The 12,448-nt window shown below is 68.0% G+C and carries 9 protein-coding genes; 3 read left to right on the top strand and 6 right to left on the bottom strand.

Going from position 1 to position 12,448, the window contains the following annotated elements:
- Nucleotides 1-54: 54 nt before the first annotated feature.
- From ACESMN_RS04030 to dnaE, 4 genes are all read right to left on the bottom strand, one after another.
- Nucleotides 55-1,719, bottom strand: coding sequence for a CTP synthase (locus ACESMN_RS04030; RefSeq protein ID WP_373052303.1), 1,665 nt, complete (start codon nt 1,717-1,719; stop codon nt 55-57).
- A 113-nt stretch (nt 1,720-1,832) separates the two neighbouring features.
- The gene (gene tilS / locus ACESMN_RS04025; RefSeq protein WP_373052302.1) at nt 1,833-3,107 is read right to left on the bottom strand and encodes a tRNA lysidine(34) synthetase TilS; all 1,275 of its coding nucleotides are present in this window, start codon (nt 3,105-3,107) and stop codon (nt 1,833-1,835) included.
- Nucleotides 3,079-4,044, bottom strand: coding sequence for an acetyl-CoA carboxylase carboxyltransferase subunit alpha (locus ACESMN_RS04020; RefSeq protein WP_373052301.1), 966 nt, complete (start codon nt 4,042-4,044; stop codon nt 3,079-3,081). The genes tilS and ACESMN_RS04020 overlap by 29 nt, the downstream gene beginning before the upstream one ends.
- A gap of 87 nt (nt 4,045-4,131) precedes the next feature.
- The gene (gene dnaE / locus ACESMN_RS04015; RefSeq protein WP_373052300.1) at nt 4,132-7,590 is read right to left on the bottom strand and encodes a DNA polymerase III subunit alpha; all 3,459 of its coding nucleotides are present in this window, start codon (nt 7,588-7,590) and stop codon (nt 4,132-4,134) included.
- A gap of 322 nt (nt 7,591-7,912) precedes the next feature.
- Between dnaE and ACESMN_RS04010 the strand changes: the two genes are divergently transcribed.
- The 3 genes from ACESMN_RS04010 to lpxB all read left to right on the top strand — a co-directional run bounded on the left by ACESMN_RS04010 (nt 7,913) and on the right by lpxB (nt 11,241).
- Nucleotides 7,913-8,908, top strand: coding sequence for a Gfo/Idh/MocA family oxidoreductase (locus tag ACESMN_RS04010; protein WP_373052299.1), 996 nt, complete (start codon nt 7,913-7,915; stop codon nt 8,906-8,908).
- Nucleotides 8,905-10,002 carry a DegT/DnrJ/EryC1/StrS family aminotransferase gene (locus ACESMN_RS04005; protein ID WP_373052298.1) on the top strand — a complete coding sequence of 366 codons (1,098 nt, stop codon included), beginning with the start codon at nt 8,905-8,907 and terminating at the stop codon, nt 10,000-10,002. The genes ACESMN_RS04010 and ACESMN_RS04005 overlap by 4 nt, the downstream gene beginning before the upstream one ends.
- 66 nt (nt 10,003-10,068) lie before the next feature.
- Nucleotides 10,069-11,241: a lipid-A-disaccharide synthase gene (lpxB, locus tag ACESMN_RS04000; protein ID WP_373052297.1), complete on the top strand. Its 1,173-nt coding sequence runs from the start codon at nt 10,069-10,071 to the stop codon at nt 11,239-11,241.
- A gap of 107 nt (nt 11,242-11,348) precedes the next feature.
- Here lpxB and ACESMN_RS03995 read toward each other — a convergent pair whose 3' ends face one another.
- Entirely contained in the window at nt 11,349-11,741 is a 393-nt protein-coding gene (locus tag ACESMN_RS03995; protein ID WP_373052296.1) for a DUF6627 family protein, read from the bottom strand.
- A gap of 65 nt (nt 11,742-11,806) precedes the next feature.
- Nucleotides 11,807-12,256, bottom strand: a complete 450-nt coding sequence (locus tag ACESMN_RS03990) for a hypothetical protein (protein ID WP_373052295.1) — start codon at nt 12,254-12,256, stop codon at nt 11,807-11,809.
- Nucleotides 12,257-12,448: the final 192 nt, after the last annotated feature.

Genomic DNA, 12,448 nt, shown 5'->3' with positions numbered 1-12,448 from the left:
GGAACATTGGACGGTCCGGACCGACCTGGAATCCGCAGAGATCCATGGGCAGGGTCATGCGACAGACTGCTTGGTCAGGGTGGCCTTGGCTTCCTGATAGCGCCGCGCGGCGCTGACGAAGCCGGTGAACAGCGGATGCCCGTCCCGCGGTGTCGAGGTGAACTCGGGATGGAACTGGCAGCCGATGAACCAGGGGTGCTCGGGCAGCTCCACCGCCTCGACCAGGTTCTGGTCCTCGGAACGTCCGGAGAAGACCATCCCGGCCTGCTGCAGACGGTCCGCGTAGGCGTTGTTGAACTCATAGCGGTGGCGGTGCCGCTCCTGGATCCGCGGCTTGGCATAGGTGCGCGCCATCAGGGTACCCTCCGCCAGCGCCGCGGTCTGGGCGCCCAGCCGCATGGTGCCACCGAGATCGCTGTCCGCGTCGCGGCGCTCGATACGCCCCTCCCGATCCTGCCACTCGGTGATCAGTGCGATCACCGGATGCGGCGTGTCCGGGGCGAATTCGGTGCTGTGCGCACCCTCCAGTCCGGCCACATGGCGGGCGAACTCGATGACCGCCACCTGCATACCGAGACAGATCCCGAGGTACGGGATGCCCTTTTCACGGGCGCGGCGCACGGCCAGGATCTTGCCCTCGATGCCGCGTTCCCCGAAGCCCCCGGGCACCAGGATCGCGTCCAGTCCCTCCAGCTCCGGCAGCACCCCCGGGTCCGAACCCTCGAGCTTCTCGGAATCGATGTAGCGGATCCGCACCCGTGTGCCGGTGTGGATCCCGGCGTGGGTCAGGGCCTCGTTCACCGACTTGTAGGACTCGGTGAGATCGACGTACTTGCCGATCATGCCGACCGTTACCTCGGACTCGGGAAACTCCATCGCGTTGACCACGTGCTTCCAGTCCGAGAGATCCGCCTGCGGCACCTCGATCCGCAGCTTGCGCAGAACGATCTCGTCCAGTTTCTGCGAGTGCAGCCAGAGTGGAATCTTGTAGATGTTGTCGACGTCGACCGCCGAGATCACGGCCTTTTCCTCGACGTTCGTGAACAGAGCGATCTTCCGCCGCTCGCCCTCGGGCAGCGCCCGGGTGGAGCGGCACAGCAGCACGTCGGGCTGGATCCCGATCGAGCGCAGTTCCTTCACCGAGTGCTGGGTGGGCTTGGTCTTGATCTCCCCGGCGGCGGCGATGAAGGGCACCAGGGTCAGATGGATGAAGAGCACGCTCTCCCGACCCAGCTCCACGCCCATCTGGCGGATCGCCTCCAGGAACGGGAGGGATTCGATGTCGCCGACCGTGCCGCCGATCTCGACCAGCGCGATGTCGGCATCGGCCGCACCCGCGCGAATCGAACGCTTGATCTCGTCGGTGATGTGCGGAATCACCTGGACCGTGCCGCCGAGGTAGTCGCCGCGCCGTTCCTTGCGGATCACGCTCTCGTAGATCTGGCCGGTGGTGAAGTTGTTGGGGCGACCGGTGCGGATCCGCACGAAGCGCTCGTAGTGACCCAGGTCGAGGTCCGTCTCGGCGCCATCCTCGGTGACGAAGACTTCGCCGTGCTGGAACGGGCTCATGGTCCCCGGATCCACGTTGATGTAGGGATCCAGCTTGAGCAAGGTGACCTTGAGCCCCCGGGCCTCGAGGATGGCACCCAGCGACGCCGATGCAATGCCCTTGCCCAGAGACGAAACCACGCCTCCGGTGATGAATACGAAACGCGTCATGCGGGCACCCGTGATGGTACGGCCGGCCAGCCGGCCGGATCGCGTCAGGAGGTTACCAAAAAGCCCCGGGGCGCTCAATCGCGGTCCGCCCGGCGACGGCCGGTTCGGCCGCGTCAACGGGACCAGAGCACCGCGATCAGCTCGCCGTCCCGCTCGATCAGCGGCACCCGTGCCCGCCGCCAGGGGGGAATGCCGTGTTCCTGCATCAGGTTCTTGAGCGTGCGCCGCGTCCCGTCCGGCTGACGCAGCCATTCCCCGCCTTGTCGAAACCCGATCCGGACGCCCTCGGGATCGGCGATCCCGGCGTCCTGCAACTCCCGGCGGGTCAGCACCCGGCCGTCGGGAAGCTGCAGTTCCGCCGCCCCCCGGGGCCAGGCCAACCCCTGGTGCGGTGGCTCCGCCTCCCCGTCCTCCGCGGTGGCCAGCAGGTAGAGCGCGCCGCGATAGGTGCGCAGGCTGCGACCGTCCCAGTGCAGTGCGGGGCTCGCATCCGGCGCCGCCTCTTCGAGCTGCCGCAGGAACTCGAGCAGCCGCCGCCGGCGCGGGGGGTCGGCGCCCGCACGGGTGATGAAGCGGCGCAGCAGCCAGGGTCTTCGCGACGCGGGCTGACTCGAGAGCCCCCGCACATCGAGGCAGTTCGGACCGGGACCCCGGAGGCCGTCGAGCAGCGGGTCCAGCAGCCCGTCCAGGACGTCGGCCACCTCCGCCTGCAACCCGGCGGCGACCCCCAGCCTCCGCTCGACCGGAAAGCGCCCGGCGAGTCGGGGCATCACCTCACGGCGCAGGAAGTTGCGATCGAAGCGCAGGTCGGCGTTGGTCGGATCCTCCAGCCACCGGAGCCCGTGCGCCTGCGCGTAGGCGGCGATCGCGGCCCCGGGCACGCCGAGCAGCGGACGCGCCAGCCAGCACGGCCCGATGCGGCGCATCGACGGCATCGCGGCGAGACCGGCCGGACCGCTGCCCTTCAGGGCCGCGAGCAGGAAGGTCTCGGCCTGGTCGGTCGCGTGGTGCGCGGTCAGGATGCACTCGCCGGCGTTCGCCCCCTGCGCGAGCGCCCGGTAGCGCAGACGGCGCGCGGCCGCCTCGACGCCCTCGCCCGACTGCTCGGGCACCCGGATCTCAAGCACCCGGCACCGATAGCCGAGTTCGCCGGCAATGCGCCGGCAGTGCTCTGCCTGGGCATCCGCCAGCGGGTGCAGGCCATGGTGGACATGCAGCGGCAACGCGCGCCGCTCGGGATCGTGGCGCGCGAGCGCATGCAGCAGTACGGTCGAATCCCTGCCTCCGCTCAGTGCCACCCGCAGTTGATGGCTCCCGGAGTGTTCGCCAAGAAATGACCGCAGGGCCGTGTCGACCGGCTCAGGTCCCGGTTTCCTGGAAGGCGCCATAGTCCATCAGCCGACGGTAGCGCCGCTCCAGACGCTGGCCCGGATCGAGCCCGTCCAGTTCCTCGAGGGTCTCAAGCAGCGCGGACTTGATACGGCTCGCCATGGTCTCCGGCGCACGATGGGCACCGCCCAGGGGCTCTTCGATCACGCGGTCCACCAACCCCAGGTCCCGCAGCCGGCCGGAGGTGATTCCCAGGGCCTCCGCTGCCTCCGGTGCCTTTTCCGCGCTCTTCCACAGGATGGAAGCGCAGCCCTCCGGAGAGATCACCGAGTAGGTCGAGTACTGCAGCATCATCGTGGAATCACCGACCCCGATCGCCAGCGCGCCACCGGAACCGCCCTCTCCGATCACCGTCGCGATGATCGGCGTGTCCAGACGGGACATCACCATCAGGTTCCGCGCAATCGCCTCGCTCTGACCCCGCTCCTCGGCGCCCACGCCCGGATAGGCCCCGGGCGTATCGATGAAGGTCAGGATCGGCAGCCGGAAGCGTTCCGCCAGCTCCATCAGCCGCATGGCCTTGCGGTAGCCCTCGGGTCGCGGCATCCCGAAGTTGCGCTGGATCTTTTCCTTGGTCTGCCGCCCCTTCTGGTGCCCGATCAGCATCACCGGGCGTCCGTCCAGGCGCGCCGGACCGCCGACGATCGCGGCGTCGTCGGCGAAGGCGCGATCGCCACGCAGTTCGACGAATTCGGTGAAGATCTGCGGCACGTAGTCCAGCGTGTAGGGCCGGCGCGGGTGCCTCGACAGCTGGGCGATCTGCCAGGGCTTGAGCTTGCTGAAGATGTTCTCCGTCAACGCCAGACACTTTTCCTCGAGGCGCTGAATCTCTTCCTGGATGTTGACCTCGGCGTCGCCGCCGACGAAGCGAAGATCCTCGATCTTCGCCTCCAGCTCCGCGATCGGCTGTTCGAAATCGAGAAACTCCGGATTCATGCGACCTTCCGTATCTGCGCGTTCGACGCGCAGATTGTAGCGGATACATCCGCCAGCCGCTCCCGGCCGCCGCCTCCTGCGGCAGTGTCAGGAAGGTCCATAGAACAGCCGGATGCTACTCTCGGGACCCAGCGTCTCGTTCAGTCGACGCAGCAGCTGCTCATCGGGACAGAGCTGCCAGTCCTCCGGCAGCTGCAGATCGACCCAGGCATCCTCCCGCCGATAATGCAGACGCAGCCGACAGGATCCGGAGGGGCACTGCGTGATCACCTGATGCAGCGAACGCACCTGCTCCGAGCGCAGCGCCGCCAGGCTGAGGTCCAGCACCCGCGCCCACTCGGCCCGGGCCTCGTCCAGTGTCAGCACCCGCTGGGCACGCATCCGGATACCGCCCGCATAGTCGTCGAGCGCGACGCCGCCCTCGACGACGATCAGCGTGTCCGTGACCAGGTGCTCCTGGTACTGGCGATAGTCCTCGTTGAAGAGCACGACCTCGGCGCGGCCGGTCTGATCATCCAGGGTGACGATCGCCATCCGGCCGTTCTGCGTGTTGCGCAGCCGGATACCCACCACCAGCCCCGCGATGCGCGCCGTGTCCTGCCGCCGGCGCCGGGACGGCCCGTTGTCGGGCCGGCTCTCGAGCTGCGCGGCGAGCGCCTGCAGGGTCGTGCCGGTCAGACAGTGCAGCTCCTCCCGGTAGCGCGCGATCGGGTGGCCGGTCAGGTACAGCCCGAGCGTCTCCTTCTCGCCGCGGAGTCGCTCATCCTCGTCCATTTCGGGCAGGGTCTCGAATTCGGGGAGCACCGCGCTGGCGGGCTCGCCGAACAGGTCGACGACGCCGAGCTCCGCGTTGCGGCCCGCCTGTTCGGCGGCGCCAACCGCCAGGGGTATCGTGGCCAGCAGGGTGGCGCGGTTCGGCCCGATCCGGTCCAGCGCCCCGGCGCGGATCAGGGTCTCGAGGACCCGTTTGTTCAGCTTGCCCAGATCGACCCGCTGGCAGAGATCCACGAGGCTGTGAAACCCGGGTCCGTCATCCCTTGCGCGCAGCAGCGTATCGATCGCCGATTCGCCCACCCCCTTGATCGCGCCGAGGCCATAGACGATGGTCTGCGCATCCATCGCGGCGAAGCGGTAGGCGGACCGGTTGACGTCCGGCGGCACCACCTTCAGCCCGAGGCTGCGGCATTCGTCGATCAGCCCGACCACCTTGTCGGTGTTGTCCATGTCCGCCGACAGGACCGCCGCCATGAACGGTGCCGGGTAGTGGGCCTTCAGCCAGGCGGTCTGGTAGGCCAGCAGGGCATAGGCGGCCGAGTGCGACTTGTTGAAGCCGTAGCCCGCGAATTTCTCCATCAGGTCGAAGATGTAGGTGGCGGTCTTCTCGGGGACGCCCCGGCCGAGCGCTCCCTGGACGAAGATCTCCCGCTGCTTGGCCATCTCCTCTGGCTTCTTCTTGCCCATCGCCCGGCGCAGCAGGTCGGCGCCGCCCAGCGTGTAGTTGGCGAGCACCTGGGCGATCTGCATCACCTGTTCCTGGTACAGGATCACGCCGTAGGTGGGCTTCAGGATCGGCTCCAGATCCGGATGCGGGTACTCCACCCGGGCCCGGCCGTGCTTGCGATCGATGAAGTCGTCGACCATGCCCGACTGCAGCGGGCCGGGTCGGTACAGTGCCACCAGCGCGATCACATCCTCGAAGCTGTCCGGCTGGAGACGCCGGATCAGGTCCTTCATGCCGCCGGATTCGAGCTGGAACACGGCCGTGGTCTGGTGCGCCTGCAACAGCCGGAAGGCCGCCGGATCGTCCAGCGGGATGCGGTCGAGATCCACCACCCCGCCTCCCGGGAGTTCCCGGATCGCCTCCAGGGCCCAGTCGATGATGGTCAGCGTGCGCAGGCCGAGAAAGTCGAACTTGACCAGGCCGACCGCCTCCACGTCGTCCTTGTCGAAGTGGGTCACCAGGCTCCCGCCGCCCGGTTCACAGTACAGCGGCGAGAAGTCGGTCAGGGCCGAGGGCGCAATCACCACGCCCCCCGCGTGCTTGCCCGCGTTGCGGGTGAGCCCCTCGAGCTTCAGCGCCAGTTCGAGGATGCCGCGCACCTCCTCGTCCTCCTCGTGGAGCGCCTTGAGTTCCTCGCTCTCCTCCAGCGCGCGGGTCAGCGTCATGCCGAGTTCGAAGGGGATCAGCTTCGCGATGCGGTCGACGAAGCCGTACCCGTGGCCCAGCACACGACCGCAATCGCGCACCACCGCCTTCGCCGCCATGGTCCCGTGGGTGATGATCTGCGACACCCGGTCGCGGCCGTAGCGTTCCGCCACGTATTCGATCACCCGGTCCCGCCGGTCCATGCAGAAATCGATGTCGAAATCCGGCATCGACACCCGCTCAGGGTTAAGAAATCGCTCGAAGAGAAGATCATAACGCAATGGATCCAGATCGGTTATACCCAAGGCGTAGGCGACCAGCGAGCCGGCGCCGGAACCGCGCCCGGGACCCACGGGTATCTGATTGTCGCGGGCCCAGCGGATGAAGTCCGCGACGATCAGGAAATAGCCCGGAAAACCCATCTGGCAGATCACCTCGAGCTCGCGATCGAGCCGCGCGGTATATTCCGAATCCTCCGCGAAGCGATGCCGTTCGAGGCGTGCATCCAATCCTTCCCGCGCGCTGACCCGCAGGTGTTCCTCCACGGAGCGGCCATCCGGAATCGGAAAGTCCGGCAGCACCGACTGTCCCAGAGAGAGCTGCACGCTGCAGCGACGCGCGATCGCCACGCTGTTGGCAAGCGCCTCGGGTATATCCGCAAAGAGCTGGGCCATCTCTTCGGGGCTACGCAGGTATTGCTGGTCGCTGTACCGGCGCGGCCGCCGCGGGTCGGCCAGGACCACCCCGTCGTGGATGCACACGCGCGCCTCGTGCGCCTCGAAGTCCGACGCCTCCAGGAACCGCACGTCGTTCGTGGCCACCACCGGCAGGCCGAAGGCCTCGGCCGCCGCCAGCGCGGACGCGATCCATGCCTCCTCCCCCGGTCGCCCGGTCCGGGTGAGTTCAAGATAGAAGCGCTCCGGGAACAGGGCCAGCCAGGGGTCGAGCAGTTCCGGAGTCAGCGTGACGGGGCTGCCGGACCCCTTCGCGAAGATCCCGTCGGTGGTACCCGACAGGGCGATCAGCCCGTCCGTGCAACCATCGAGCCACTCGAGGTCCAGCCTTGGCACCCCTTTGTCCTGCCCCTCCTGCCAGGCCCGGCTGATCAGGCGGGTCAGGTGCCGGTAGCCCACACCGTTCTGAGCGAGCAGGGTCAGGCGCGCGAGCGAACCGTCCGGCCGGGTGTCACGCAGCAGCACGTCCGCCCCGACGATGGGCTGCACGCCCGCGCCGAGCGCCGCCTTGTAGAACTTCACCAGCCCGAAGAGGTTGCAGTGGTCGGTCAGCGCAATGGCCGGCATGCCGGCCTCGGCGGCCCGGCTGACCAGTGGCTTGAGCCGTACCAGGCCGTCTACCAGCGAGTACTCGGAATGGACCCTCAGGTGCACGAACCCGGTCATTGCCAAAACTCCACCACACTCGACGATGACGACCCCCTCCCCCGCCTGCGGGGGAGGGTCGGGGTGGGGGGTGCGGCGTCGGGCCCGACCCTCACCCCCGGCCCCCTTTACTCCGGGCATCCTGCCCTCCCCCCTTCGGGCCCGCCTGCGGCGGTTCGAAATGCGCTCCCGGCGGATTTGTCCGCAAGCGGGGGAGGAGGGAGATGCCCGACTTTCATACTAACGCCGAAGCACCTGCCACCGAATGGCACGCCGCGCCCAGCCGACCGCTCCGGCGCGGTACACTAACACAGCATCCGATCAAAACCCGTCGGGGTTCGTCATGTCCACTCCTCCACTCCGCTGTGCAGTCGTCGGCGTCGGCCACCTGGGAAAATGGCACGCCGCCAAGTACGCGCAACTCCCGGACACCGAGCTGGTCGCGGTGGTCGACAGCAACGCGGCCACCGCCCGCGAGATCGCCACGAGGCATCACTGCGAGCCGGTGCTCGACCATCGCGCCCTGCTCGGAAGGGTCGATGCGGTGAGCATCGCCGCACCGACGACGCTGCACTACGCGATTGCCCGGGATTTCCTCGACGTCGGCTGCCACGTGCTGGTGGAAAAGCCGATCACCACCACCATCGAGGAGGCGGAGGCGCTGAACCAGCTTGCGCAGGACCGGGGCGTGGTCCTGCAGGTCGGACACCTCGAACGCTTCAACACGGCCCTTCGGCGGCTGCTGGAGGAACCGCTCGAGCCACGCTTCATCGAATCGCACCGACTGGCCCCGTTCACGCCAAGGGCCACGGACGTCTCAGTGGTGCTGGACCTGATGATCCACGACATCGACATCATCCTCACGCTGGTGAACGCGCCCCTGACCGATGTCCGCGCCTCGGGTGCGCAGATACTGACCGGTGACATCGACATCGCAAATGCGCGCCTCGAGTTTGCCGGTGGCTGCGTCGCCAACGTCACCTCCAGCCGGGTCAGCACCCGCTCGGAGCGGCGCATGCGCATCTTCCAGCCGCACGGCTATGCCTCCATCGACTTCCAGAACCGGACGCTGGCGCTGCATCACATGGGAGACGACGACCCGGATACCGGCGTACCCGAGATTCAGAGCGAGGAACTGATCTTCGGTGATGCCGATGCCCTGCTCGCCGAGATCCAGGCCTTTGTCGCCGCCGCGAGAGGCGAACAGCCGGTGATCGTCGACGGTCGGGCGGGACAACGCGCCCTGGAGACCGCGGCCAGGATCACCGACCTGGTGCACTCCAACCTGAACGTGGTCACCAGGACCGAAGGCCCACAGCCGGGGAGAGCCGAAGCATGATTCCAATGGTCGACCTGAAGCGGCAGTATCAGGACCTGCGTGGCGAGATCGATGCGGCCGTCACCGAGGTTCTCGAGAGCACGCGGTTCATTCTGGGCCCCAACGTCCACGCCCTGGAGTCCGAGCTCGCGGAATACCTGGGAGTCACCCACGCGATCAGCTGCGCGTCGGGCACCGATGCATTGCATCTGGCGCTGCGCGCGGCCGACCTGGGGCCCGGGGACGAGGTGATCACCACGCCGTTCACCTTCATTGCCACCGCGGAGGCGATCCGGTACGTGGGAGCGGAGCCGGTCTTCGTCGACATCGATCCGCGCACATTCAATATCGACCCCGAGGCGGTGGCGCGGGCCATCACGCCGCGCACGCGCGCGATCCTTCCCGTGCACCTGTTCGGGCAGCCGGCGGACATGCCGGCACTGACCCGGCTCGCGGAGGATCACCTGCTGCTGCTGATCGAGGACTGCGCGCAGTCGTTCGGCGCACACATCGACGGAGTCCAGACCGGCAGCGCGACCGCCTTCGGCTGTTTCAGTTTCTTCCCCAGCAAGAACCTCGGCGGTTTCGGTGACGGAGGCCTGATCACCACCAACTGCACCCCGGCCGCGGAGCGGCTGCTGAAGCTGCGCAATCACGGCTCCAGGGTCCGCTACCATCACGACGAGATCGGCTACAACTCCCGGCTCGACGAGATCCAGGCGGCCATCCTGCGGGTGAAGCTGAAGCGCATCGACGCATTCAACCAGGCGCGCCGGCGCGTCGCGGCCCGCTACGCCGAGGCGCTCGCGGACGTGGCGGTGGAGACCCCGTTCGAGGATGGCATCGGACTCCACGTGTACCATCAGTACACCGTGCTCACCGAGCGCCGCGAGGCGGTGATGGCGGCGCTGCAGGAGGCCGACATCGGGCACGCGATCTACTACCCGATACCGCTGCACCGTCAGGCCGCGTTCGACAGCCGCGACGCCCCACCGCCGGACCTGCCTGTGGCCGAGTCGGTCGCAGCGCGCTGTCTCTCGCTGCCGGTCTTTCCGGAGCTGGAGGATGCCCAGGTCGACTTCATTGCCGAACGCATCCGCGGCGCCCTTGCCTGAACGGCACGCGACCGCCACGGAGCACCCCGTGCACCCGCGGGGCGAAGGCACCGTCCCGAGGCCCTGATGCCGAACCCGCATGTCGTCGTCTGCGCCGGTGAAAGCTCCGGCGACAACCTGGCCGCCGGCATGGTGCGGTCCCTGAGCGCCCGCCGGCCCGATCTGCATTTCACGGGCATGGGCGGCGAGCGGATGCGGGCTGCCGGGGTGGAGACACTGATCGATGTCTCCGAGGTCGCGGTGATGGGCCTGTGGGACGTGATCACTCAGTACAACCGCCTGCGCGCGCTTCTGCGCCGCATGCAGCGGCATCTCGAGGAGACGCGGCCAGACCTGCTGGTGCTCGTCGACTACGTGGAATTCAACCTGCGCCTGGGCGCGCATGCACGCGGGCTCGGGATCCCCGTGCTGTTCTACGTGAGTCCCCAGATCTGGGCCTGGCGTCAGAAACGGATCCACCGGATCCGGCGCAGCGTGGACGCGATGGCCGTGCTGTTCCCCTTCGAGACCCGGATCTACGAGGAACACGGGATTCCCGTCCGCTACGTCGGCAATCCCCTGGTGGACCGGATGGCTGCCCCGATCGGTGACCTTCGCCGGGAACTCGACGTGGCGGCCGGAGGCCGGCTGCTGGGGCTGCTGCCGGGCTCGCGGCGGGGGGAAATCCGGCGCCACTGGCCTGTCATGGTCGCCACCGCACGCTGCCTGCAGCACCGGCGTGAAGACCTGCAGTTCGTGGTGCCGCTGGCCCCGGGCATCGACCGTGATGCCCTGGAGGCCCTGGCACCGAGCGACGGGCTGCCGGTGACGCTGCTCAGTGGTCCCGACCGTGCCCGCGAGGTGATGGCCGCGAGCGACCTGCTGCTGATCAGTTCCGGCACCGCTACCCTGGAGGCCGCGTTGCTGCAGACACCGATGATAGTGATCTATCGCATGGCGCCGCTCAGCTATGCGCTGTTCTCGCGATTGGTCCGCGTTCCCCACGTCGCGCTCGCCAATATCGTCGGGGGAGCGCGCCTGGTTCCCGAGCGACTGCAGCGCTCCGCCAATCCTGCCGCGCTGTGTCGCGAGGCCCTGGGCCTGCTGGAGGATCCGGCGAGGCTCGCGGCAATGCGCGACGCGCTCCGCCAGGTGCGCGAACGCCTCGGCCCTGGCGGGGCCGACGAGCGCGCGGCGGATGCCGCACTGGAGCTGCTGGAGACCGGGCGCCTCCCCTCCCCAACCGTCTCCCGCAAGTAGGGGCGGGGAATCTGATCCTGCAGTTTGGGATGCCTCCCCCGCAAGCGGGCGGGCGCGATATCACGCTTCGGCGCAACCGATCGCAGGTCTGATCGGTGCGTTCCGCCTTATTGCGAGTGCACGAACGGGAAGATGTCGGTGATACCCAGCGCGTCGGTGATCACCAGCAGGAGCACGATGAACAGAGCCACGCCCAGCAGGCCGGCCCCGGCCGGCAACTCCTCCAGCCGCTCGCTGAGCATCCGGATCTCCGCGTCCGTCATCCGCGCGATGCGTTCGGCTGCCGCCTCCGGATGCACCCCCAGTGTCTGGAGCTGCTCACGGACCTCTTCGCGTTCCAGCTGTGCCAGCAGGCGCTCGCGATCCAGCGCAGACCGTTCCGCCTCGATCAGGGAGCCGGTCCCCAGCATGGAGGCGTGGATCGGAGTCGTAGCCGTTGCAAACAGGGCGAGCGCGCAGAGAAGGGCCAGGATACGCTTCGAAAATGAAGGCTCAGACATCGGTCGAAGGACCTCCGTTTATGCGTTGAACCGCAACCATAACACGGTGGCCCGGCTGTCGGATATCAGTCCGGAAGGTCGCTGTGGCGGCGCCCGCGTCGCGGGTAACGGCTGATCGATCGCACGACCTCGCCGTAGGGAATCGCATCGAGCCCGCCCGGTGCCTGTTCCAGCCGTTGCAGGCTGCCGTCAACGTCATCCGGCAGTGCCGTTCCGGACAGCCGGGCCAGCGCCTCCAGCCCGCCGCACTCCAACCGGACCCACTTGCCGTGCGACAGCTCCTGCCCCGCATGGGTGACCCCAAGAGCGAACACGGCCTTTTCCACCAGTGTCTGCAGGATCTTCCCGCAACGAGCGTGGCCCGGGCGCGAGAGACAGCTGATCTTCTCGCGCTCCGCGATCAGCACGCGCTGCGATCGGCTGCAGCCAGCGCAGCCGAGCCGGATCGCCCGGGAGAAGTGGCAGTGCTGGGGATCGTAACCCCCGTAGATTTCCTCGAACTCCGTGTCGTCCATGCCGTCCTCAAATCCCGGCAAATTTGGGCTGCGACCGGGCGCCCCTGGATCTTCTCACAAATGCGAGCCCTCGCTCCCGGGCGGACGCCCGGCTCGCGATCAGCGCACGGCACCCCTCTCGGCGCTGCACTCGTAGGAGCGGCTTCCAGCCGCGATATCCCGGGGCCGGATCCCGGTGCCGGATCGCCGCGA

The organism is Thioalkalivibrio sp., from assembly GCF_041690275.1.
Classification (GTDB): domain Bacteria; phylum Pseudomonadota; class Gammaproteobacteria; order Ectothiorhodospirales; family Ectothiorhodospiraceae; genus Thioalkalivibrio.
Note: the sequence above shows the minus strand (reverse complement) of the source record. Positions and strands in the feature narration are given on the sequence as shown.